Here is a 21971-nt window from a genome sequence, read left to right as displayed (position 1 = left end):
GCAGCTGCGCGGGTTCCGGCACCACCTGCTCGAAGAACCCCATCCCGGCCTCCAGCGTCAGCCCTGCCGCACGATCGCCTGCTCGACTCCGTCCAGCAACAACTCCAGGCCCGCCTCGAACGACAACCGCGCCTCGCGCTCCAGGTAAGGCTCCTCCGAGGACGACGCCTCGTACTCGCCCTCCGCACCCAGCCTGGCCACCGTCGGGAACCGCGCCGAGAGATCGGGCGCCAGCTCCTCGAGCAACGCCGACCGCGCGTACCACCAGTCCTCTTCGGACTGTCCCGTCTCGCGCGTCGCCTGGCGGGACTCCGCTGCTGCCTGGACCGAGCCGCGGACGATGTTGAACAGCGCCGACACCACCCAGCGTACCCGCGGCAACGGCAACCCCGTGGCCGCCAGAACGGAAAGCAACGTCTCCTGGACGTGGAACTCCCCCGGTCCGAGCACCGGGCGCGCCGGCGAGACCTGCAGCAGCCACGGGTGGCGCAGGTGCAGGTCCCACAGCGAACCGGCCAGTGCCAACGCCGCCGAGCGCCACCCCGAAGACAGCGGGTACGACGAAGGCAGCTCCCCCAGCGTCCGGTCGTACATGAGGTCCACCAGTTCGGTCTTGCCCGGCACGTACGTGTACAGCGCCATCGCCGTGCGGCCGAGGCGCTCCCCGACCGCGCGCATCGACAGCGCCGCCATGCCCTCGGCGTCGGCGATGTCGATCGCCGCCGCGACGATCGCCTCGACGGACAGGCCCGGCTTGGGCCCCGGGCCCGTGCGCGGCGCCACCACCCGCGGCCCCCACAGCAGCTCCATGGACCGCCGGGCGTCGCCCTGACCCGCGAAGACGACCACCTTGCCGACTCCTTACACCCTAAAGTAATCTACGATGGACCATCACTTTACAGCCTAAAGTATCAAGAGGACGGTATGACCTCACCCAGGCGGGCCGCCGACACCCACGACGTGATCCAGGTCCGGGGCGCCCGGGAGAACAACCTCACCGGCATCGACCTGGACATCCCGAAGCGCCGGCTCACGGTGTTCACGGGCGTCTCCGGCTCCGGCAAGTCGTCACTGGTCTTCGGCACCATCGCGGCCGAATCCCAGCGGCTGATCAACGAGACCTACAGCGCCTTCCTCCAGTCGTTCATGCCGAGCCTGTCGCGCCCGGACGTCGACCTGCTGGAGAACCTCAGCGCGGCCATCGTCGTCGACCAGGAGCGGATGGGCGCGAACTCGCGCTCCACGGTCGGCACCGCGACCGACGCCTACGCGATGCTGCGGATCGCGTTCTCCCGGCTCGGCGAACCGCACGTCGGCACGTCCGGCGCGTTCAGCTTCAACCTGCCCGAAGGCATGTGCCCGGCGTGCGAGGGTCTCGGCCGCGTGTCCGACCTCGACGTCCGCACCCTGCTCGACTTCGACCGCTCCCTCAACGAGGGCGCGGTCCTGGTCCCCGGCTGGGCGCCCGACAGCTGGTACGTCCAGATCTACGTCTCCTCCGGTTTCTTCGACCCGGACACGAAGATCCGCGACTTCACGCCGGAGCAGCTCGACGACCTGCTGCACAAGGGGCCGTGCAAGGTGAAGGTCGGCACCAGCAACCTCACCTACGAAGGCCTCGCGGTCAAGATCAAGCGGCTCTACCTGCAGAAGGACACCGAGTCGCTCCAGCCGCACATCCGCGCGTTCATCGAGCAGGCCGCCACCTTCAAGACCTGCGGCGAATGCGGCGGCGCGCGGCTCAACCAGGCCGCGCTGTCGGCGAAGATCGACGGGAAGAACATCGCCGACTGCGCGGCCATGCAGATCAGCGACCTCGCCGAGTTCGTGCGCAACCTCGACGCGCCGTCGATCCGGCCGCTGCTGGGCAACCTGCGCGACACGCTCGACTCGCTGGTCGAGATCGGCCTCGGCTACCTCTCGCTCGACCGCGAGTCCGCGACGCTCTCGGGCGGCGAGGCCCAGCGCGTGAAGATGGTGCGCCACCTGGGTTCCAGCCTCACCGACGTCACCTACGTCTTCGACGAGCCGACCGTCGGGCTGCACCCGCACGACATCGAGCGGATGAACAACCTGCTGCTCTGCCTGCGGGACAAGGGGAACACGATCCTGGTCGTCGAGCACAAGCCGGAGACGATCCGGATCGCCGACCACGTCGTCGACCTCGGCCCCGGAGCGGGCACCGCGGGCGGGCGGCTCTGCTACACCGGGAGCGTCGACGGCCTGCGCGCGTCCGGCACGCTCACCGGCCGCCACCTCGACCACCGGGTCACGCTGAAGGAGCGGTTCCGCACCCCGGCCGGGCACGTCCCGATCACCGGCGCGAAGCTGCACAACCTCCGTGACGTCAGCGTCGACGTCCCGCTCGGCGTGCTGACCGTGGTCACCGGGGTGGCGGGTTCCGGGAAGTCGTCGCTGATCCACGGTTCCCTGGCCCACCGCGACGACGTCGTCGTGGTCGACCAGTCGGCGATCCGCGGGTCCCGGCGGTCCAACCCGGCGACCTACACCGGCCTGCTCGACCCGATCCGCACCGCGTTCGCCAAGGCCAACGGCGTCAAGGCGAGCCTGTTCAGCGCCAACTCCGAAGGGGCCTGCCCGCGCTGCAAGGGCCTCGGCGTGATCTACACCGACCTGGCGATGATGGCCGGGGTCGCGTCGGTCTGCGAAGAGTGCGAGGGCAAGCGGTTCACGCCCAAGGTGCTGACCTTCGAACTGCGCGGCAAGAACATCAGCGAGGTGCTGGCGATGTCCGTCGCCGAAGCGCGCGAGTTCTTCCCCACCGGCAACGCGCGGCGGGTGCTCGACCGGCTCGCCGACGTCGGCCTCGGCTACCTCACGCTCGGGCAGCCGCTGACGACGCTGTCGGGCGGTGAGCGGCAGCGGCTCAAGCTCGCGATCCGGATGGCCGAGCGGGGGTCGACCTACATCCTCGACGAGCCGACGACCGGGCTGCACCTCGCCGACGTCGACCAGCTGCTCGCCCTGCTGGACCGGATCGTCGACGCGGGCAACACGGTGATCGTGATCGAGCACCACCAGGCCGTGATGGCCCACGCCGACTGGCTGATCGACCTCGGCCCCGGCGCCGGCCACGACGGCGGCCGCGTCGTCTTCACCGGCACGCCCGCCGCCCTTGTGGCCGACGCCTCCACGCTCACCGCCCGCCACCTGCGCGAATACCTGGAGAAGCGATGAACCCGACCGGTCTGCTCGAGGTGACGGCGGTGCGGCAGGTGACCCCGCGCACCGTGCGCGTCACCTTCACCGGCGACGGCCTCGGCGAACTGGAGCCGTGGCCCGACCAGCAGCTGAAGCTGTTGTTCCCGCCGGCGGGCCGCCCGGTGCGGCTGCCGTCGGCCGACGACGACGTGATGCGCTGGTACCAGGCGTACCTCGCGATCCCCGAGGACGAACGCCCGGTGATGCGCAGCTACACCGTGCGCAGCCGCGACCCGGGCCGGGCGGCGATCGACGTGGACTTCGTGCTGCACGCCGGCCCGGCGGGCCCGGCCACGGCCTGGGCCCGGACGGCGACCCCCGGCGACGTCCTCGGCCGGTACGGCCCGGACGCGGCCTACCGCCGTCCGCTGTCCACAGCGGACACCCTGCTGTGCGCGGGCGACGAGACGGCGCTGCCCGCCATCGCGACGATATTGTCCGAAGTGGACAATGCGGTGGTGTTCATCGAGGTCGCGGACGCGGCCGAAGAGCAGCCGTTGCCGGGCGAGGTGCACTGGCTGCACCGGGACGGCGCCGAGCACGGCGCCAAGCTGCTGGCGGCCGTGCGCGACGCGAAGCTCCCCGACGGTTCGGTGGCGGCGTGGCTCGCGGGCGAAGCGGGGATGGTGCGGTCGCTGCGCCGCCACCTCGTCGCCGACCGCGGAATCGGCAAGAGCGCCATCGAGTTCACCGGGTACTGGCGGCGCAGCCTGACCCAGGACGACGCACCGACTTCGGAGGACCTGGCGGACGCAGCGGAAAAGCTGGGCGCCTGATGGCAGCGCGTCGCCCGGCTCACCGGTGACGTCGGAAAGCTGCCAGCGTCGGCTGCCCGCGCCCGGTTAGGGTCGCGGGCATGCCGAGTCGCGACGTCGTCGAGAACGCTTGGAAGGCCTTCGCCACCCACGACGCGGACCGGATCTCCGCCGTCTTCACCGAGGACGCCGAGTGGCTGGCACCGCCGGGAAACGCCACCGCCGTCGCGTTGGGTGGCCCCTCGCACCTGATCGGCCAGAAGGCGATCGTGCGGTTCCTCGCCGAGGACTTCCCACGCTTCTTCGTCAGCGATGTCACGGTGACCTTCCACGGGTTCCACACCGACGGCGAGCGCGTCGTCGTGGAAGAGACCATGACGGCGACGCTGGCCAACGGCAACCACTACGCCAACGACTACTGCTTCGTCTTCGAACTGCGCGCCGGGCTCATCCACCGGGTCCGCGAGTACATGGACACGGCTCGCGGCCACCGCATGGTCTTCGGCGACGGCGGCTGATCACGCGAAGACCAGTGACACCAGTTCGTCCACGAACGGCTCCACCAGCTCGGCCCCGGTCCGGTTGAGCACGCTGTGGAACAACGCCACCCGCCCGTGCGCGCCGACGAAGACCACCGCCGCCGCGCGGCCCGGGGTCACCCGCAGCGGGTGGCCCGCCTCGATGCAGCGCTCGAAGCCCGCGGCCAGGCGGTCGATCACGTCCAGCAGCGGGCCTTCCGCGCGGGCGTCCGGGGCCGGCCGCGACGCGCCGTTCGCGAGCATCAGCCGGTAATGCCCCGGATTTTCCATGGCGAAGGCGCAGTAGGCGTGAATCTGCGCCCGGACCCGGCCGACGACGTCGGTTTCGCCGAGCGTCTCCTCCGCCGCGCGCATCGAATCCCGCAGCCGGCTGTATTCGTGGTCGAGCAAACCGCGCACCAATTCCGCGCGGTCGGAAAAATGCTGGTAGATGCTCGCCGGGGCGATGCCGACGGCGCGCGCCACCCCGCGGATCGTCAGCCCGTCCTCGCCGCCGAGCTCGGCGAGCAACCGGCCGGCCGCGGCCAGGATCTCGCCGCGCAACCGTTCACCTTCGCCCCAGCGGTTCCTCGTTCGGCCGATTCCGGCTTCGACGTGTTCCGGCACCCGCCCATTCATACGCCCGCGGGGTCCGGTGTCGTATTCCGGGGTCCGGAAAACGACACCCGGAACGCGGTCAGGAAACCAGCGCGGGGTACAGCGCCGGCAGTTCGCCGGACAACCCGGCCCGCACGTTCCGGCTGAGGTCGTCGGCGAGCACCTCGAACCGGCCCTGCTCGACGCCGTCGAGCGCCAGGCCGGCCACGACCGCCGGGTCGCTCTTCGGCCCGTCGACGTGCTTGGCCATGTCGGTGTCCATGTAGCCGACGTGCAGCGCCGTCACCTGCGTCTTCTGCGGGGCCAGTTCCAGGCGCAGCGCGTTGGTCAGCGACCAGGCCGCGGCCTTCGCCGCGGAATACGCGGCGACCTGCGGTGCGGTGAACCAGGAAAGGACCGACAGCACGTTGAGCACCGCGCCCCCGCCGTTGCGCTCGAGGACCGGCGCGAACTCGCGCGTGACCGCGAGGGTGCCGAAGTAGTGCGTGTCCATCTCCAGCCGGATGTCCTCGATGGACCCGCCGAGCATGGACGAACCGGTCGACGAACCGGCGTTGTTCACCAGCAGCGTGACGTCGCCGGCGGTCTTCGCGGCTTCGCGGATCGACTCCGGATCGGTCACGTCGAGGCGCAGCGGGACCACCCCCGGCAGGTCGATCGACTCTGGATTGCGCGCCGCGGCGTAGACCTTGGCCGCGCCACGTTCGATGAGAGCCGCGGCGAACCGCCGGCCGAGCCCCCGGTTGGCTCCGGTGACCAGCGCCACCGCACCCGTGATCTGCATGACGAGCTCCTCTCCGACCTGGCTTGCTCATTGCAAGCTAGCTGAAGCCGACCCTACGGCGTAAACTTGCTCGCAGCAAGCCAGGGTCGAAGGGATCACACCATGAGCCGCCGCATCACCTGGGAGGACGCCGCCTGCCCGATCGCCCGCGCCGCCGACGTCCTCGGCGAACCGTGGACGCTGCTGATCCTGCGCAACGCCACCGCGGGCACCACCCGGTTCGAGGACTTCCGCGCCCAGCTCGGCATCGCCGACAACGTGCTGACGACGCGGCTGGCCAAGCTCGTCGACCGCGGGCTGCTGACGAAGCTCCCCTACCGCGACGGCGGCCGCACCCGCCACGAGTACCGCCTCACGCAGGCCGGTTCGGACGCGCTGCCCGTGCTGCACGCCCTCGGCGCCTGGGGTGACACCCACACGTCGTCGGAGAACGCGCGCGGCCCGATGAAGCTCGTCCACACCCGCTGCGGCCGGCTCACCCGCCCGGGCGCGAAGTGCGACAACTGCGGAAAACCCCTGGCCAGGGACGACCTGGCCTGGCGCGGCTCCTGGCTCGGCGACGGCGAAATCCCCCTCGCGGACCCCGTCGGCTGAGCCGAACCGGCCGGCCCGGTAGCGGAGGGCAGGTGGGTAAGTTCGGGGCATGCTCACCACGCTGGCCGTCGAGAACTACCGTTCGCTGCGTGACCTGGTGCTGCCGCTGTCCGGGCTGACCGTCGTCACCGGGCCGAACGGCAGCGGCAAATCGAGCCTGTACCGGGCGCTGCGGCTGCTGGCGGACGCGTCGCGCAACGGCGCGGTGGCGGCGCTGGCCCGGGAAGGCGGGCTGCCGTCGACGCTGTGGGCCGGCCCGGAGAACGGCGTGCGACGGGGGACTACGCGGGTTCAGGGCAAGGTGCACACGAAGGCCGTCGGGCTGCGGCTCGGCTTCGCGGGCGACGAGTTCGGCTACGCGCTCGACCTGGGACTGCCGGTGCCGTCCGCGACGCTGTTCAACCTCGACCCGGAGTTCAAGCGGGAAGCGGTGTGGTCGGGGCCGTACCTGCGGCCGGCCGCGTTGCTCGCGGACCGGGCGGGCCCGTCGGTGCGCACCCGCGTGTCTTCCGGGGCGTGGGGTGACGATCGGTTCAAGATCCGGTTGACGGACAGCATGCTGAGCGAGTTCGCGGACCCGCGGGCGTGCCCGGAGCTGCTGGTGCTGCGGGAGCGCATCCGGTCGTGGCGCTTCTACGACCACTTCCGCACGGACGCGGACGCCCCGGCCCGCCAATCCCGCATCGGCACGCGCAGCCCGGTCCTGTCCCACGACGGCGCGGACCTGGCCGCGGCGCTGCAGACGATCATCGAGATCGGCCACGCCGAGGACCTCGCGGAAGTGATCGACGCGGCATTCCCGGGCTCGACCTTGGAGGTGCGTTCCCAGGACGGACTGCTGTCGGTCCAGCTGCGCCAGCACGGGCTGCTGCGCCCGCTGTCGGCGGCGGAGCTGTCGGACGGGACGCTGCGGTTCCTGCTGTGGGTGGCGGCCCTGCTGACTCCGCGCCCGCCGGAGCTGCTGGTGCTGAACGAGCCGGAAACGAGTCTCCACCCGGACCTCCTCCCGGCCCTGGCGGCCCTGGTCGCGACGGCGGCCAAGGAGACCCAGCTGGTGGTGGTGTCCCACGCCCAGCCCCTGGTCCGCGCCCTCGCGGCGGTGGCGGAGGTGAGCACGGTGGAACTGGAGAAGGAGTACGGCGAGACGAAGGTGGCCGGCCAGGGCCGGCTGGACCGCCCCTCCTGGCACTGGCCGGCCCGCTGACCGGTCAGCGGCCGCCGGTGCTTTCGCGGATCTCCAGCGCGAAGGGCGTCTGGATGTCCTGCGGCGGTGACGTCTTGTCCCCGGTGATCCGCCGGTGCACGAGGTCCACCGCCGCCTCGGCGAGTGCCGTCTTGTCCGGGGCGATCGTCGTCAGTGACGGCAGTGAGAATGCGCTCTCTTCGTTGTTGTCGAAACCCACGATGGCCACGTCCTCCGGGACCCGCAGCCCCAGCTCGGCCACCGCGCGCAACGCGCCGATCGCCAGCAGGTCGTTGAAGCAGAACACCGCGTCCGGCGGCGATGGCAGCGCCAGCAACGCCTTCATCGCCGCCGCTCCCACCGATCGGTGCCACTTCTCCGCCGGGGCCACCAGACCGTCCGAATAGGACAAGCCGGCCTCGGCCAGCGCCGACCGGTAGCCGGCCAGCCGCTGCGACGACGTCCCGCGCGCCGGGTTGCGGCCGATCGCCGCGATGCGGGTCCGGCCCAGGGAGGCCAGGTGGGACACCGCCGTCCGCGCCGCCAGGACGTTGTCGATCGCCACGTGGTCGATGGGCACGTCCACCGCGTGCTCGCCCAGCATGACCAGCGGGAGCCCGCCCGGATCGGCCGGGAAGTCCGTCGCCTCCAGGGCCTCCGGGTGCACCAGGGCACCGTCGACCAGGTGGGGCCCCAACGACGAAAGCGTCTCCCGCTCCCGCGACCGCGTCCCCTGTGTCTGTTCGATCAGGACGCTCCAGCCGCGCTTCTGGGCCGCCGTGATCACCAGGCCGGCCAGCTCACCGAAGTACGGGATCGACAGCTCCGGCACCATCAGCGCCAGGAACCCGGTGCGGCCGCGGCGGAGGTTGCGGGCCCCGACGTTCGGCCGGTACCCGGTCGCCGCCAGGGCTTCCTCGACGCGCCGCCGGTTCTCCGGCTTGACGAAGGCGTAGCCGTTCACGACGTTCGACACCGTCTTCACCGACACTCCGGCAAGCGTGGCGACGTCCTTGAGCGTCACGGTCACAGGCGGGTCCCTTCAGAGAGTGAGCACGAAGTGTAGCGAGCCGCTGCCGGTTTACAACGTTGTTCCAACGATGTAAAAAGTACCTCAAGGCTCCCGCGGTGACCCCGATCACCTCGGCGAGCGGGCCACCAACGACGCTGCCCGAGGAGTTCGCCGTGCTTTTGTCCTCCCGTCCCCTACTGGTCCTGGTCACCGCGGCCACCGCCGCGCTGACCCTCACCTCCTGCACCAGCCGGGAGGAAACCGCCGCCGCCCCGTCGAGCGGCGGCGGTCCCGCCGCGAGCGCCCAGTCCGTCGCCCCGAGCGCCGACGGCTGCACGCTCGACAAGACCGGCTACCCCAAGGTCGACCTGAAGACCGCGGTGGTCGGTTTCTCACAGTCCGAAAAGGAAGCCAACCCCTTCCGGATCGCCGAGACGCAGTCCATCCGGGACGAAGCCGCCAAGCTGGGCATCCCGAGCGACAAGCTGCTCGTCACCAACGCCCAGAGCGACCTCAACCGGCAGATCAGCGACATCAAGTCGCTGCTCGACCGGGGCGCCCAGCTGCTCGTCGTCGCGCCGCTGAACTCCGACGGCCTCCAACCCGCCCTCGACGCGGCGAAGGCCAAGAAGGTCCCGGTCGTCACCATCGACCGCAAGGTGACGTCCCAGCCGTGCACGGACTACCTGACCTTCATCGGCTCCAACTTCGTCGAACAGGGCCAACGCGCCGCCCAGGAGACCGCGCGGGTCACCGGCGGCACCGGCAAGGTCGCGATCCTGCTCGGCTCGTCCGGCAACAACGTGACCACCGACCGCACCAAGGGCTTCAAGGACGAACTGGCCAAGACGCCCGGGCTCTCCGTGGTCGCCGAGCAGACCGGCGAGTTCGACCGGTCCAAGGGCCAGTCCGTGATGGAACAGCTCATCCAGAGCCACCCGGACATCACCGCCGTGTACGCCGAGAACGACGAAATGGGCGTCGGCGCGGTCAACGCGCTCAAGACGGCGGGCAAGGCGCCGGGCAAGGACGTCAAGGTCATCTCGATCGACGGCACCCGCAACGCCGTGCAGCTCATCGTCGACGGCAGCTACAACGCCGTCATCGAGTCCAACCCGCGCTTCGGCCCGCTGGCCTTCCAGACGCTGCAGAAGTTCGAGAACGGCGAGCCGATCCCGGCGAGCATCGTGATCACCGACGACCAGTACGACGAGACCAACGCGGCCCAGAAGGTCGGGAACTCGTACAAATGACGGCAGCCACCGAAGAGGACGTCGCCATGACGACCGCACCGGTGCTCGAGGTGACCGGGGTGACCAAGCGGTTCCCCGGCACCCTCGCGCTCGACTCCGTCGGCTTCGCGCTGAAGCCGGGCGAAGTGCACGCCCTGGTCGGCGAGAACGGCGCCGGCAAGTCCACCCTGATCAAGGTGCTCACCGGCGTCTACCAGCCCGACGAGGGCGAGGTGCGCCACCTCGGCGAGCCGGTGACGTTCAAGCGGCCGATCGACGCGCAGCGCGCCGGCATCTCCACGATCTACCAGGAGGTCAACCTCGTCCCGCTGATGAGCATCGCCGGCAACGTCTTCCTCGGCCGCGAACCGCGCACGCGCACGGGGCTCGTGGACTGGTCCAGGATGTACGCCGAAGCCCGCGAGCTGCTCAAGGGCTACGGCATCGACGACGACGTCAAGCGCCCGCTGCACACGCTGGGTGTCGGGGCGCAGCAGATGGTCGCCCTCGCCCGCGCGGTGTCGACCGACGCCAAGGTCGTCATCATGGACGAGCCGACGTCCTCGCTCGAGCCGCGCGAGGTCGAGACGCTCTTCGAGGTGCTGAACCGCCTGCACGCCGAAGGCATCGCGATCGTCTACGTCAGCCACCGGATGGACGAGCTGTACCGGGTGTGTGACAGCGTCACCGTGCTGCGCGACGGCCGGGTCGTCCACAGTGGACCGTTGAAGAGCCTGCCGCGCATCGAGCTCGTGTCGCTGATGCTCGGCCGCGAGATCCGCCAGATCCGCGAGGAGGGTGTCACGGCGTTCGGCGAGGAGCACGACGTCGAGCGCGAGCCGCTGCTCAAGGCGGAAAACCTGAGCGGCCTGCGGAGGCTGCACGACGTCTCGGTGAGCATCCGGCCCGGCGAGGTCGTCGGGCTGGCCGGGTTGCTCGGCTCCGGCCGCAGCGAGACCGCACGGGCCATCATCGGCGCGTTCCCCCTCGACGGCGGAAGCGTGCTGCTCGCCGGGAAACCGCTGAAGAGGGGCCGGATCAAGGCCGCCATGCGGGCCGGGATCGCGCTGCTGGCCGAGGACCGCAAGACCGACGGCATCATCCCCAACCTGTCGGTGCGCGAGAACATCGTGCTGGCGGCGCTGCCGACGCTGTCCCCGTTCGGCGTCGTCAGCAAGGCCAAGCAGGACAAGGTCGTCAAGATCTTCATGGAGCGCCTTCGGATCAAGGCTTCGAGTCCGGAGCAGAAGGTGTCGGAGCTGTCCGGCGGCAACCAGCAGAAGGTGCTGCTCGCCCGCTGGCTGGCCACCGGCCCGAAGATCCTCCTGCTCGACGAACCCACCCGCGGCATCGACGTCGGCGCGAAGGCCGAGGTCCAGGCGCTGATCGACGAACTCGCGCAGGAAGGGCTCGGCGTGCTGCTCATCTCGTCCGAACTGGAGGAGCTGATCGACGGCTCCGACCGCGTGGTCGTGCTCCGCGACGGCTCGGTCGTCGGCGAGCTGACCGGCGACGGCATCACCGAGGAGAACGTACTGACGGCCATCGCAGCGGGGGGTGACAACGATGTCTAGCGCCACCCTGACCCGGGCACCGGACCGCGCGAAGGTCACCGCGTGGCTGCAGAACTACGGCGTCTACCTGGCCGTCGTCGTGCTGCTGCTGTTCAACATCGTGTTCACCGAGAACTTCCTGTCCGCGGCCAACTTCCGCACCCAGCTGGTGCAGGCGGCGCCGGTCTGCATCGTCGCGCTCGGCATGGCGCTGGTGATCGGCACCGAGGGCATCGACCTGTCGGTCGGCTCGGTGATGGCGATCTCCGCCGCGCTCATCCCGCTCTACCTCGGCGCCGGGCCGCTGATGGCGATCATCGTGGCCGTCATCGCCGGGATCGTCTCGGGCCTGTTCAGCGGCTACCTGGTGGCGTACCTGGGCATCCAGCCGATCATCGCGACCCTGGCGCTGCTGGTCGGCGGCCGCGGGCTCGCCCTGGTCATCGCCCACGGCCAGCTCGTCCAGCTCCACAACCAGGACTTCCTGGAACTCGGCACCGGCGACTTCCTGGGCGTGCCCGTCATGGTCATCGTCGCGGGCGTGCTCGCGGTGCTGGCCGGGCTGGTCGTGCAGCGCACGACGTTCGGGCGCCACCTGGTCGCGGTCGGCGGCAACCGCCCCGCGAGCACCCTGGCCGGGCTGCCGGTGAAACGCGTGCTCATCAGCGTCTACGTCATTTCCGGGGCACTGGCCGCCATCGCCGGCGTGCTGGCGACGTCGCGGCTGGGCGCCAGCGACCCGAGCGACGTCGGCCTGCTCATGGAGCTGTCCGCGATCACCGCGGTCGTCGTCGGCGGCACGCCGCTGACCGGCGGCCGGGTCCGCGTGCTCGGCACCGTGTTCGGCGCGCTGCTCATGCAGCTCGTCCAGGCCACCCTGATCAAGCACAACCTGCCGGACTCGACCGCGCAGATGGTCCAGGCGGCCATCATCGTCGTCGCGGTCTACGTCGCGCGCGAGCGGAGCAGCCGATGACCGTCACCACCAGCGAGCCCGTCGCGCGCAACGCCGCGTTCGCGGGTGTCCTGCAGCGGCAGGGCGCGGCCGTCGTGCTCGTGCTCGGCATCGCCGCCGCGTGGTTCGCGTTCCCGCACTTCGGCACCGCGGACAACCTCCGCAGCCTCGTGCTGCAAGGGTCGTTCCTCGCGGTGATCGCGCTCGGCATGACGTTCGTGATCATCTCCGGCGGCATCGACCTCTCGGTCGGCTCGAACTACGCGCTCGGTGGCGTCCTGGCCGCCTACGGCGCGCAGTACGGCCTGGTCGTCGCGATCTTGTTGCCGCTGGCGGTGTGTTCGCTGATCGGGTTCGTCAACGGCCTGCTCATCGCCCGCACCGGGATGGCGCCGTTCATCGTCACCCTGGCGTCGTTGTTGTTCGCCCGAGGACTTTTGCTCGCACTGACGTCCGAAGGCGCGACGACGTACAAAGTGGACCCCGGCTCGGCGTTCCTCTGGCTGGGCCAGGGCACGATCTTCGGCATCGGCGTCCCGGTGTACCTGACGCTGGTCCTGTTCGCGCTCGGCGGCCTGCTGCTGCGCCGCACCCGGTTCGGCCAGTCCGTGTTCGCCATCGGCGGCGCCGAGCAGTCGGCGCTGCTCATGGGACTCCCGGTCGCCCGCACCAAGATCAGCCTCTACACGCTCAGCGGCGGGCTCGCCGGCGTGGCGGGCATCCTCACCGCCGCGTACCTGCAGTCCGGCGTCACGGTGATCGGCGTCGGCACCGAACTCGACGCGATCTCCGTGGTCGTCATCGGCGGCACGCTGCTCACCGGCGGCGCCGGGACGATCATCGGCACGCTCGTCGGCGTGCTGCTGCGCACGCTGATCCAGAACGTCATCAACCAGATCGGCACCCTCGACTCCAACTACCAGACGGTGGTGAGCGGGGCCTTCCTGCTCGTCGTCGTGGTGATCCAGCGCCTGCTGGCGCGTTCCCGAACCCGCTGAACCCTGTCCCCTACCCGGAGGTTCAACGATGTTCCGCCCCGCCCGAAAATCCCGGAGATGGCTGACCGCGGCCGCCGCGTTCGCGGTCGCGGTGGCCGGCCTCGGCACCGTGCCGGCGGCCAGTGCCGCCGACGCGCCGCAATGGCAACGGCTCACGCCCCCGCTGTCCACGCCGTGGACCAAGGACGTTTCCCCGGCGAACGCCCTCCCCGACTACCCCCGCCCCCAGCTGACCCGCGACCGGTGGCAGAACCTCAACGGCGTCTGGGAGTTCGCCAAGGCCACCCCCGGTGAGGCCGCGCCGATCGGCAAGACGCTCGGCGAGCGGATCCTCGTGCCGTACCCGGTGGAATCCGCGCTGTCCGGGATCATGCGCCACGAGACGAACATGTGGTACCGCCGCACGTTCGAGGTCCCGAAGAACTGGCAGGTCGGCAAGGGACAGCGGCTGCTGCTGCACTTCCAGGCCGTCGACTACGACGCCACCGTGATCGTCAACGGCAAGACCGTCGGCCGCCACACCGGCGGCTACGACGCGTGGTCCGTCGACGTCACCGACGCGCTGACCACGAAGACGACCCAGGAGGTCGTCGTCGGCGTCGCCGACCCGAACGACCAGGGCGGGCAGCCGATCGGCAAGCAGCGCAAGCCCGGTGACGGCATCTTCTACACGCCGTCGTCCGGTATCTGGCAGACCGTGTGGATGGAGCCGGTGGCCTCGGCGCGCATCGACCGGCTCGACCTCACCCCGGACGTCGCTGCCGGCTCGGTCACGGTGACCGCCGTGGTCGGCGGGCCGGTGAAGCAGCGCGTCGAAGCCACCGCCTACGACCACGGCCGCCCGGTCGGGCGCGTCAGCGGTGACGCGAACAAGCCGTTGAAGCTCGAGGTGGACCGGCCGCACCTGTGGTCGCCGGACGACCCGTTCCTCTACGACCTGCGCGTGCGGCTCGTCCCCTCCGGCGACGAGGTCGGCTCGTACTTCGGCCTCCGGTCGATCAGCGTGGGCAAAACCGCCGACGGCAAGCAGCGGATGCTGCTCAACGGCAAGTTCGTCATGCAGGTCGGCCCGCTCGACCAGGGTTTCTGGCCGGACGGCATCTACACCGCGCCGACCGACGCGGCGCTGAAGTTCGACCTGCAGCAGGAGAAGGCGCTCGGGTTCAACATGGTGCGCAAGCACATCAAGGTGGAGCCGGACCGTTGGTACTACTACGCCGACAAGCTCGGGCTGATGGTGTGGCAGGACATGCCGGCGATGAAGGACGATGTCGAGCCGAGCGCCGCGTCGCGCGTCAACTACGAGTCCGAGATGAAGCGGATGATCGACCAGCACCGCAGCTTCCCGTCGATCGTCAGCTGGGTGCCGTTCAACGAGGGCTGGGGCGACTACGAGGTCGGCCGGATCGCCGACCTGGTCAAGTCCTGGGACCCGACGCGGCTGGTGAACGCCGAATCCGGCGTCAACTGCTGCCGGTCCGAACCGGACAGCGGCAAGGGTGACATCTACGACGACCACACCTATACGGGCCCGGGCACGCCGATGCAGACCGGCCCGCGCGCGGCGGTCGACGGCGAGTACGGCGGCCTCGGCCTCAAGGTCGCCGGGCACGAGTTCGACCCGGCGGGCAGCTTCGCCTACGAGATGGAGCCCGACAGCGCGACGCTGACCCGGCGCTACGGCGAGCTGCAGCAGCGCCTGCTGCTGGTCGCCCAGCGGTGCGGCGTCTCGGCCGGCGTCTACACGCAGACCACCGACGTCGAGAAGGAGGTCAACGGCTTCTTCACCTACGACCGGCAGGTGAAGAAGATGGACTTCGCGGCGGTCCGCGCGGCGAACCTCGCGGTGATCAAGGGCGCCACCGGCGCACCGGTGTCCGGGCCGTCCGTTCCCGCGGGCACGCCCGGGATCGACGGCATCGCCGCGTACCCGTTCGACGAGAACGCGGGCACGGTGGCCGAGGACGTCGTCGGCAGCCACGACGCGACGCTCGCCGGCGGCGCGTCCTGGACGCCGGGGAAGAGCGGTTCGGCCTTGGCCACCAACGGTTCCGGCCAGTACGCCGACACCGGCGCCGCCCTGGTGAACACCGAGGGCAGCTACAGCGCGGCGGCGTGGGTGAAGTTCAACGCCGTGGGTGACGGTTTCCAGACCGTGGTGAGCCAGGACGGCGACAGCACCAGCGCGTTCTTCCTGCAGTACTCGGGCGCGGACCACCGGCTGGCGATGAGCTTCGTGGGCACGCGGGCCCTGGCGCCCACCGCGCCGGAGGCGAACCGCTGGTACCACGTCGTCGGCGTGCGCGACGCGGCTTCGGGCACGCTGAAGCTCTACGTGGACGGCCGGCTGGCCGCGACGAAGAGCGTCTGCCTCGGCGAAGCGTCGACGGGCCACACGGTGATCGGCCGCGGCAAGTACGGCGGCGGCCCGGTCGACTACCTCGACGGGGCGGTCGACCAGGTCCACGTGTACGACCGGGCACTGTCCGATGCGGACGTGAGCGCGTTGTACGCCAGCGGTAAGTAACCGTTTGTACCGGAAAGGCCGGATCGGGAACTTCCCGGTCCGGCCTTTCCGCGTCTCCGTCCCGGAAACCGCGTAACGGTCTGCCGCTGCGGACCCCCGGCTACGAACGAACCAACGCCGGCATCGTCACCGCCGCCGCGCGAGGGAACCCACCAGCAGGTTCGTGAGCCCCTCCGCCAGCACCGCTTCGAACCCCGGCGCGCCACCCGCCTCGGCCGTCGCCAGGGCCACGGCCTCCGTCGGGTTCGCGTACGGCCACGCTCCGGACACCACGACGACCACCCCGACGGCGAACTCCCGGGCCGCTTCGGCCGGCAGCTCCGGCACCCCAAGCCGCACCGACGCGGCCAGCCGCTCGAGGTTGGCCGCCGCGCGGCGTTTGAAGCTGCGGGCGAAGTCCAGCGAAATGTTGCGTTCCAGCACCGGGGCCATGGCGCTGATCAGCTCGCACAGCAGCCGCCGCCCGGCCAGGGAAGCCGCGATCGTCCTCGCTATCCGCTCCTCGCGGGCGAAGCCGGGCTCCGGCGGGCCCGGCTCGCCGACCTCCAGGTCGTCGAGCCAAGCCGTCCAAGCGCTGTCGAGGACCTCCAGGAAGATCGCCTCGCGGCTGTCGAAGTACCGGAGCACGTTGGACTTCGCGAGCCCGACGCGGCAGCTGAGCTCCCGCAGGCTGATGTCGGCGACCGGCCGTTCGGCGAGCAGCTCCCGCGCGGCGGCGAGGATCGCGGTGCGGCGCTCCTCGACCTGCTCCGGCCGGCGGGCTCGCTGGAATCCGGCGCTCATGGCGCCGACCCTAACGCGTCAGCCGTGGTGCACGGCCTCCCGCCGCGTCTTGACCCGCCGGTAGCTCCAGCCCAGCAGCGCGAAGAGGATCACCGACGACAGGATCAGGCTCGACCCGGTGCTCCAGCCGCTGAACGGGAGGGATTTCACCGTGCCCCACACGATGCCCGCCGCCAGCAGCGCCAGCCCGGCCAGCACCGAGCCGGCGATCCGCAGCGGCGAGGACACGCTGTCCTCCGCCGCCTTCATCGCCCGGTCGCGGACCGGGTCGACGTACCGCTCCAGCGCCGGGAACTCCGAGGCGAGCAGCAGCAGCCCCGCGAGCACCAGCAACAACCCCGGGCCGGGCAGGACGAGCAGCAGCACCCCGACGATCAGCAGGATCGCGCCCCCCACCACCTTCAGGACCCGCTTCATACGCTTTCCGAGTCCCATGCCATCGCTCCCGTCGTTTCGCCCGATTCTTCCCGTCGAAGCCGGGCCGTGCCACTCACAAGAGCCGATACCCGCCCCACGACCACGACTAACGCGCAGAGCGTGGCCAATCCGAGCCAGGCCACGACGCCCGGCCAGACGTACAGGATCTGCCCGAACGTGCCCTGGCGCCCGGCGAAGACGAAGCTCATCAGCTCGGGCAGGAACACCAGGACCAGCGGGGGTACCAGGCACGGCAGCAGCCGGAGCCCGGCCCGCCACCACGAGGTGCGGCGCGCGGCCCACCGTCGCGCGCGGACGACCCCGAGCGCGGCGAGCAGCACCGAGAGCAGGATCAGCCCCGCGAGCACCCGGTCCGCGACCACCCCGGCGGGCAGCGCGAGCTCCGGCGAACCACCCTGGACCAGCGTGGCCAGGCCCCGCGCCAGCGTCTCCGCGTCGTTGTCCAGGGCCAGGCCGGTGGTGGCCATCACGGCGATGCCGTAACCGTCCGGCAGCAGGATCTGCGCGGCGGTGTGGGTGAACCACTCGCCCGTGTGGGACAGCTGCCCGGAGGGGCCGGCGCGCCAGCCCAGCGCGTAATCGCGGCCGGGTGCCGGGGTGTGCGCGAGCGTGACGGAGGACGGCGAGAGGACGCCGCCGCCGTCACGCTGCGCGATCAGCCACCGCGCCATGTCCCCGGCGGTGGTCAGCACGCCGTGGCTGCCACCGGTGAACCAGTCCGGTTCGGTGACCGGGATCTCGAAGCCGAACGCCCGCACGTACCCCGGGGAGAGGTCCGCGGGCGGCTCGTCCACGGTCGTGCTCGACGCCATCCCGAGCGGGGCGAACAGCCGCGTCCGCAGGTAGCCGTCGAACGGCTGCCCGGCCACGACCTCCACGATCCGGGCGGCCACCTCGTAGTTCGGGTTGTGGTAGTGGTACCGCGCGCCCGGCTCGTCGGCGAGCCCCGCGTCCCGCAGGCGGGCGACGGCCTCGGCCAGGGTGTGCGGCTGCGGCAACGTCAGATCGGGGAACGCGGAGTCGGCCATCCCGGACGTCTGGTCCAGCAGCATCCGGACCGTGATCCGCGCGCCGCGGGGATCGGCGAGCCGGAAGTCCGGCAGGTACCGCCGCACGGGCTCGTCCAGCCCGAGCCGGCCGGCCTCGGCCAGCTGCAGCACCGCGAACGCCGTCATGGACTTGCTCACCGACGCGACCGGCAGCCGGGTCGACGCGGTGACGGGCGTGCCCGCCGCGTCGTGGCCGTAGCCGTCGACGCGGACGACGTCGGCACCGTGGGTGACGGCGACGGCCGCGCCGGGCAGGCCGGTGTGGTCGAGGTAGGCGCGGACGTAGCCGTCGACGTCGAGGGGCGCCGCCGCCGCGGCGGCGGGGGTCGCGGTCCCGAGCAGGAGGGCCGCGAGCACGAGGAAAAGCCTGGTCATGGCGGCCAAGGTAGGCAACCGGAGGGGGCCGTGACTGCTGCCGGACGGCGGGGCGGACCCCCTACTTTCGGCAGCTTCTCGACGGGGCTTCGAGGTCGAAGTGCCGATGGCCGGTGCGCTACCCGTCCTGAGTGGACATCTCCGCCAGCAGCCGGTCGAAAGGCACGAAGGCCGGCTCGTCGGGCACGGCGGTCCGCCCCGCGGCCAGCGCAGCGAGCTCCGCACCGGCCTTCTCGATCCGCCGCTGCAACGCCCCCGACGCCTCCCCGCTCCCCCAGTCGGACGAAGCCGCGTACACCCCCGTGGCCACCGGATCCGCTTTGAGGTACCCGAACAACGGCCGCAGCTGGTAGTCGAGCACCAGCGAGTGCCTCTCCGTGCCACCCGTCGCGGCGAGCAGCACCGGCTTGCCCACCAAGGAATCCGCGTCCAGCACGTCGAAGAACGACTTGAACAGGCCGCTGTACCCCGCCGTGAACACCGGCGTCACGGCGATCAGGGCGTCCGCGCCGGTCACCGTCTCGATCGCGGTGCGCAACGCCGGGCTCGGGAAGCCCGTCAACAGGTTCTTCGTGATGTCCAGTGCGATGTCCCGCAGCTCCACCACGTCCACGGAGACCGGGCCCCCGGCCGCGGCGGCGGTCGCCGCGGCCAGGCGGTCGGCCAGCAGCCGGGTCGACGAAGGCACCGACAACCCCGCTGTCACGACGGCGATCTTCATGCTTCGCTCCCGACCAGCGCCGCGGCCTTCAGGGACTCGTGGGTCGGCGCGTCCGGCACGTGGGCCGGGCGGAGCGCCTCGAGTTCCTTGCGCAGCACCGGGACGACGTGCTCGCCGAGCAGGTCGAGCTGCTCCAGCACCGTCTTCAGCGGCAAGCCCGCGTGGTCCATCAGGAACAGCTGGCGCTGGTAGTCGCCGAAGTGCTCGCGGAAGGTCAGCGTCTTGTCGATGACCTCCTGCGGGCTGCCGACCGTCAGCGGCGTCTGCTCGGTGAACTCCTCCAGCGACGGGCCGTGCCCGTACACCGGCGCGTTGTCGAAGTACGGCCGGAACTCGTTCCACGCGTCCTGCGACTTCGGCCGGATGAACGCCTGCCCGCCGAGGCCGACGATCGCCTGGTCCGCCTGACCGTGGCCGTAGTGCTCGAAACGCTGGCGGTAGAAGGCGATCAGCTGCTGGAAGTGCTCCTTGGGCCAGAAGATGTGGTTGGCGAAGAAGCCGTCACCGTAGTACGCGGCCTGCTCGGCGATCTCCGGGCTGCGGATCGAACCGTGCCAGACGAACGGCGGGACGCCGTCCAGGGGCCGCGGCGTCGACGTGAACCCCTGCAGCGGGGTGCGGAACTTGCCGGACCAGTCGACGACGTCCTCGCGCCAGAGCTTGCGCAGCAGCGCGTAGTTCTCGATCGCCAGGGGGATGCCCTGGCGGATGTCCTGGCCGAACCACGGGTAGACCGGGCCGGTGTTGCCGCGGCCCATCATGAGGTCGACGCGGCCGTCGGCGAGGTGCTGCAGCATCGCGAAGTCCTCGGCGATCTTCACCGGGTCGTTCGTGGTGATCAGCGTCGTCGAGGTCGACAGGACGATCTTGGACGTCTGCGCCGCGATGTGGCCCAGCATCGTCGTGGGCGAGGACGGCACGAACGGCGGGTTGTGGTGCTCGCCGGTCGCGAAGACGTCGAGGCCCACCTCCTCGGCCTTCAGCGCGATGCGGACCATCGCCTTGATCCGCTCGTGTTCGGTCGGGGTGGTTCCGTTCGTGGGATCGGTCGTGACGTCGCCCACCGTGAAGATTCCGAACTGCATGACCTGCTCCCTTCGCGAGCACCATCTTACATGCGCGTTCAACTACTTCCAAGCAAGAGATATTCCGGCCGTCAAGCGTCCGAAGGGCACCGGCTAAGGTCGTGGGCATGGACGCGGAGCTCGCTCGGCTGGGTTTGGCAGAACGTTCGGTACGACTACTCGCCGGTCGCGACATCTGGGCCTCGATCACCCCCTTGCTCGCCCCGCGCCGGAACCTGGTGGCCGCCTTCGGCCACGTCGGCCCCGGCGCGGCGGCTTTGCTGCCCTTGCAACCCGGCGACACGCTGATCACGGACGCGAGCCTGGACACGGTGCTGTCCGGCGCGACGAGCCCGCACGCGCTGCTGCACTGGGTCAAGGCGGGCGTGATCGTGCACTCGCTGCGCGGGCTGAACGCGAAGCTGGTGATCGCCGAGGACGACCCGTCGTTCGTCGTGGTCGGCTCGGCCGACGTCAGCGCCGCCGGTCCCCGGCAGCTGTTCGAGGCGGTCACCGTCTCCCACGAACGGCACACCGTCGAGGAGGCCCAGGAGGCCTGGCTCGAGTGGTGCGACCTCGCGGGCCCCTCGCTGACCGCCGGTGATCTGGAGCCGCTGCTGGAGCAGTACGGCGCCGGCAAGCCGGTCACGGCTTCGCGGCCCGCCGCCTCCCGGACCACCGCGTCCACCCGATCGGTGGTGACCACGCGCCAGGTGACGCCGGTCCGCCCCGCGGCCGCGACACCGCCGCCCTCGCCGGTCCGCCCGGCCGCCGCCTCGCCGGTCCGCCCGGCGACCCCGCCCGCTTCCCCGGTGCGCCCGGGTCTTCCGGGCAGCCCGGCCGCGCCCGCCGCGTCCGCGGCCCGCCCGGATGTCCCGGCCGAAGCCACGCCGCCGGCCGTCCCGGCCCCTCCACCGCCCGTGACGACCACCCCGTCCACCTCCCCCGCCGAGCCGGGCACCCCGGAGCCGGAGCAGGCCGGTACCGCCCCCACTTCGGAACCCGGCTCCCCGGCCGGCACGGCGGAACCGGTTGCGGCCGAGCCGGAAGCCACTGACGTGCCCCGGCCGTCCTGGCCGCGCCCGGCCGAGCTGTACCTGGTCAGCCTCGTCGAAGGCGGCGAACCGAACGCCGAGGCCGCGTACCGGCTCGAAGAGCTGCAGCGCGAATACACCCACCCCGGCGAGAACGGCGAATCACCGTTCCGGGTCGAGCTGCTCTGGGCCGACGACGGCCAGGGCCAGGACCCGCCGCGCACGCTCCGCCAGGGGGTGCACGTGATCCCCGTCTACAGCCAGAAGCAGGGCCGGCCCCTCGTCGGGTCGCGGATCGAGGCCCCCGGTCTCGTCCTGCAGGCGTACATCGACGAGTTCGCCTACCCCCGCCGTACGTACTGCTACGTCCTGACCCGGCAGTCGGCCGCCAAACCGGCCTTCGGCGACCTCCGCAAGGCCCTCGCCGCGATCGGCGAAAAGCCGAACTTCCGGAACAGCTTCCAGGTCCCGCGGAAGATCGAAGCCCTGCTGGCCCTGTGGCCCGACCTGGGCTACGACCCCCGCTAGGGGGCGGCGCCCGCCACTCCGGAGACGG

20 protein-coding genes are annotated in these 21971 nt (G+C 71.0%); 11 read left to right on the top strand and 9 right to left on the bottom strand.

Going from position 1 to position 21971, the window contains the following annotated elements:
* Window positions 1-57 precede the first annotated feature (57 nt).
* Window positions 58-849 (bottom strand): TetR/AcrR family transcriptional regulator C-terminal domain-containing protein, encoded by a 792-nt coding sequence (locus AB0M80_RS30350; protein ID WP_364571771.1) that lies wholly within the window; start codon window positions 847-849, stop codon window positions 58-60.
* 75 nt (window positions 850-924) lie between these two features.
* On the opposite strand from AB0M80_RS30350, the gene AB0M80_RS30345 reads away from it, so the two are divergent.
* The 3 genes from AB0M80_RS30345 to AB0M80_RS30335 all read left to right on the top strand — a co-directional run bounded on the left by AB0M80_RS30345 (window position 925) and on the right by AB0M80_RS30335 (window position 4495).
* The gene (locus tag AB0M80_RS30345) at window positions 925-3198 is read left to right on the top strand and encodes an excinuclease ABC subunit UvrA (RefSeq protein WP_364571769.1); all 2274 of its coding nucleotides are present in this window, start codon (window positions 925-927) and stop codon (window positions 3196-3198) included.
* A complete protein-coding gene (locus AB0M80_RS30340; RefSeq protein ID WP_364571767.1) occupies window positions 3195-3998 on the top strand; it encodes a siderophore-interacting protein in 804 nt (267 codons plus the stop codon). Before AB0M80_RS30345 ends, AB0M80_RS30340 begins: the two co-directional genes overlap by 4 nt.
* Window positions 3999-4078: 80 nt before the next feature.
* Window positions 4079-4495: a nuclear transport factor 2 family protein gene (locus tag AB0M80_RS30335; RefSeq protein ID WP_364571765.1), complete on the top strand. Its 417-nt coding sequence runs from the start codon at window positions 4079-4081 to the stop codon at window positions 4493-4495.
* Here AB0M80_RS30335 and AB0M80_RS30330 read toward each other — a convergent pair whose 3' ends face one another.
* Window positions 4496-5059 (bottom strand): TetR/AcrR family transcriptional regulator, encoded by a 564-nt coding sequence (locus AB0M80_RS30330; RefSeq protein WP_364571763.1) that lies wholly within the window; start codon window positions 5057-5059, stop codon window positions 4496-4498.
* A gap of 133 nt (window positions 5060-5192) precedes the next feature.
* Complete coding sequence (locus AB0M80_RS30325) at window positions 5193-5897, bottom strand: SDR family oxidoreductase (protein ID WP_364571761.1); 705 nt, start codon at window positions 5895-5897, stop codon at window positions 5193-5195.
* 102 nt (window positions 5898-5999) lie between these two features.
* On the opposite strand from AB0M80_RS30325, the gene AB0M80_RS30320 reads away from it, so the two are divergent.
* Together AB0M80_RS30320 and AB0M80_RS30315 are read left to right on the top strand one after the other, a co-directional pair.
* Window positions 6000-6491, top strand: a complete 492-nt coding sequence (locus AB0M80_RS30320; RefSeq protein ID WP_364571759.1) for a helix-turn-helix domain-containing protein — start codon at window positions 6000-6002, stop codon at window positions 6489-6491.
* 49 nt (window positions 6492-6540) lie between these two features.
* Window positions 6541-7695, top strand: coding sequence for an AAA family ATPase (locus AB0M80_RS30315; RefSeq protein WP_364571757.1), 1155 nt, complete (start codon window positions 6541-6543; stop codon window positions 7693-7695).
* Window positions 7696-7699: 4 nt separating this feature from the next.
* Here AB0M80_RS30315 and AB0M80_RS30310 read toward each other — a convergent pair whose 3' ends face one another.
* Window positions 7700-8704, bottom strand: coding sequence for a LacI family DNA-binding transcriptional regulator (locus AB0M80_RS30310; RefSeq protein WP_364571756.1), 1005 nt, complete (start codon window positions 8702-8704; stop codon window positions 7700-7702).
* A gap of 155 nt (window positions 8705-8859) precedes the next feature.
* Here AB0M80_RS30310 and AB0M80_RS30305 point away from each other — a divergent pair, with 155 nt between their 5' ends.
* From AB0M80_RS30305 to AB0M80_RS30285, 5 genes are read left to right on the top strand one after another with little or no spacing between them, the layout of a single operon-like run.
* Window positions 8860-9939, top strand: a complete 1080-nt coding sequence (locus AB0M80_RS30305) for an ABC transporter substrate-binding protein (RefSeq protein WP_364572170.1) — start codon at window positions 8860-8862, stop codon at window positions 9937-9939.
* Window positions 9936-11492 (top strand): sugar ABC transporter ATP-binding protein, encoded by a 1557-nt coding sequence (locus tag AB0M80_RS30300; protein WP_364571754.1) that lies wholly within the window; start codon window positions 9936-9938, stop codon window positions 11490-11492. The genes AB0M80_RS30305 and AB0M80_RS30300 overlap by 4 nt, the downstream gene beginning before the upstream one ends.
* On the top strand, window positions 11485-12447 hold the full coding sequence (locus AB0M80_RS30295; protein ID WP_364571752.1) for an ABC transporter permease: 963 nt from the start codon (window positions 11485-11487) through the stop codon (window positions 12445-12447). Before AB0M80_RS30300 ends, AB0M80_RS30295 begins: the two co-directional genes overlap by 8 nt.
* Window positions 12444-13424, top strand: a complete 981-nt coding sequence (locus AB0M80_RS30290; RefSeq protein ID WP_364571750.1) for an ABC transporter permease — start codon at window positions 12444-12446, stop codon at window positions 13422-13424. Before AB0M80_RS30295 ends, AB0M80_RS30290 begins: the two co-directional genes overlap by 4 nt.
* A gap of 28 nt (window positions 13425-13452) precedes the next feature.
* Window positions 13453-15951 carry a LamG-like jellyroll fold domain-containing protein gene (locus tag AB0M80_RS30285; protein WP_364571748.1) on the top strand — a complete coding sequence of 833 codons (2499 nt, stop codon included), beginning with the start codon at window positions 13453-13455 and terminating at the stop codon, window positions 15949-15951.
* 126 nt (window positions 15952-16077) lie between these two features.
* On the opposite strand, the gene AB0M80_RS30280 is transcribed toward AB0M80_RS30285, so the two are convergent.
* The 5 genes from AB0M80_RS30280 to AB0M80_RS30260 form a co-directional block, all read right to left on the bottom strand.
* Window positions 16078-16734 carry a TetR family transcriptional regulator gene (locus tag AB0M80_RS30280; RefSeq protein WP_364571746.1) on the bottom strand — a complete coding sequence of 219 codons (657 nt, stop codon included), beginning with the start codon at window positions 16732-16734 and terminating at the stop codon, window positions 16078-16080.
* 18 nt (window positions 16735-16752) lie between these two features.
* Window positions 16753-17169: a PGPGW domain-containing protein gene (locus AB0M80_RS30275; protein ID WP_364571744.1), complete on the bottom strand. Its 417-nt coding sequence runs from the start codon at window positions 17167-17169 to the stop codon at window positions 16753-16755.
* Window positions 17148-18596 carry a serine hydrolase domain-containing protein gene (locus tag AB0M80_RS30270; protein WP_364571742.1) on the bottom strand — a complete coding sequence of 483 codons (1449 nt, stop codon included), beginning with the start codon at window positions 18594-18596 and terminating at the stop codon, window positions 17148-17150. The genes AB0M80_RS30275 and AB0M80_RS30270 overlap by 22 nt, the downstream gene beginning before the upstream one ends.
* 118 nt (window positions 18597-18714) lie before the next feature.
* Entirely contained in the window at window positions 18715-19317 is a 603-nt protein-coding gene (locus AB0M80_RS30265) for a CE1759 family FMN reductase (RefSeq protein ID WP_364571740.1), read from the bottom strand.
* Window positions 19314-20402 carry an LLM class flavin-dependent oxidoreductase gene (locus tag AB0M80_RS30260; RefSeq protein WP_364571738.1) on the bottom strand — a complete coding sequence of 363 codons (1089 nt, stop codon included), beginning with the start codon at window positions 20400-20402 and terminating at the stop codon, window positions 19314-19316. Before AB0M80_RS30260 ends, AB0M80_RS30265 begins: the two co-directional genes overlap by 4 nt.
* 107 nt (window positions 20403-20509) lie before the next feature.
* Here AB0M80_RS30260 and AB0M80_RS30255 point away from each other — a divergent pair, with 107 nt between their 5' ends.
* A complete protein-coding gene (locus AB0M80_RS30255) occupies window positions 20510-21943 on the top strand; it encodes a hypothetical protein (protein ID WP_364571736.1) in 1434 nt (477 codons plus the stop codon).
* The last annotated feature ends 28 nt before the right edge of the window (window positions 21944-21971 follow it).

The organism is Amycolatopsis sp. NPDC051045 (assembly GCF_040682955.1).
Classification (GTDB): Bacteria; Actinomycetota; Actinomycetes; order Mycobacteriales; family Pseudonocardiaceae; genus Amycolatopsis.
Note: the sequence above shows the minus strand (reverse complement) of the source record. Positions and strands in the feature narration are given on the sequence as shown.

Excerpts from the sequence above, each read along its gene's own strand:
- AB0M80_RS30345 (WP_364571769.1), top strand. The coding sequence starts at position 925 with ATGACCTCACCCAGGCGGGCCGCCGACACCCACGACGTGATCCAGGTC.
- AB0M80_RS30340 (WP_364571767.1), top strand. The coding sequence starts at position 3,195 with ATGAACCCGACCGGTCTGCTCGAGGTGACGGCGGTGCGGCAGGTGACC.
- AB0M80_RS30335 (WP_364571765.1), top strand. The coding sequence starts at position 4,079 with ATGCCGAGTCGCGACGTCGTCGAGAACGCTTGGAAGGCCTTCGCCACC.
- AB0M80_RS30325 (WP_364571761.1), bottom strand. The coding sequence starts at position 5,897 with ATGCAGATCACGGGTGCGGTGGCGCTGGTCACCGGAGCCAACCGGGGG.
- AB0M80_RS30320 (WP_364571759.1), top strand. The coding sequence starts at position 6,000 with ATGAGCCGCCGCATCACCTGGGAGGACGCCGCCTGCCCGATCGCCCGC.
- AB0M80_RS30315 (WP_364571757.1), top strand. The coding sequence starts at position 6,541 with ATGCTCACCACGCTGGCCGTCGAGAACTACCGTTCGCTGCGTGACCTG.
- AB0M80_RS30300 (WP_364571754.1), top strand. The coding sequence starts at position 9,936 with ATGACGGCAGCCACCGAAGAGGACGTCGCCATGACGACCGCACCGGTG.
- AB0M80_RS30295 (WP_364571752.1), top strand. The coding sequence starts at position 11,485 with ATGTCTAGCGCCACCCTGACCCGGGCACCGGACCGCGCGAAGGTCACC.
- AB0M80_RS30290 (WP_364571750.1), top strand. The coding sequence starts at position 12,444 with ATGACCGTCACCACCAGCGAGCCCGTCGCGCGCAACGCCGCGTTCGCG.
- AB0M80_RS30285 (WP_364571748.1), top strand. The coding sequence starts at position 13,453 with ATGTTCCGCCCCGCCCGAAAATCCCGGAGATGGCTGACCGCGGCCGCC.
- AB0M80_RS30280 (WP_364571746.1), bottom strand. The coding sequence starts at position 16,734 with ATGAGCGCCGGATTCCAGCGAGCCCGCCGGCCGGAGCAGGTCGAGGAG.
- AB0M80_RS30275 (WP_364571744.1), bottom strand. The coding sequence starts at position 17,169 with ATGGGACTCGGAAAGCGTATGAAGCGGGTCCTGAAGGTGGTGGGGGGC.
- AB0M80_RS30270 (WP_364571742.1), bottom strand. The coding sequence starts at position 18,596 with ATGACCAGGCTTTTCCTCGTGCTCGCGGCCCTCCTGCTCGGGACCGCG.
- AB0M80_RS30265 (WP_364571740.1), bottom strand. The coding sequence starts at position 19,317 with ATGAAGATCGCCGTCGTGACAGCGGGGTTGTCGGTGCCTTCGTCGACC.
- AB0M80_RS30260 (WP_364571738.1), bottom strand. The coding sequence starts at position 20,402 with ATGCAGTTCGGAATCTTCACGGTGGGCGACGTCACGACCGATCCCACG.
- AB0M80_RS30255 (WP_364571736.1), top strand. The coding sequence starts at position 20,510 with ATGGACGCGGAGCTCGCTCGGCTGGGTTTGGCAGAACGTTCGGTACGA.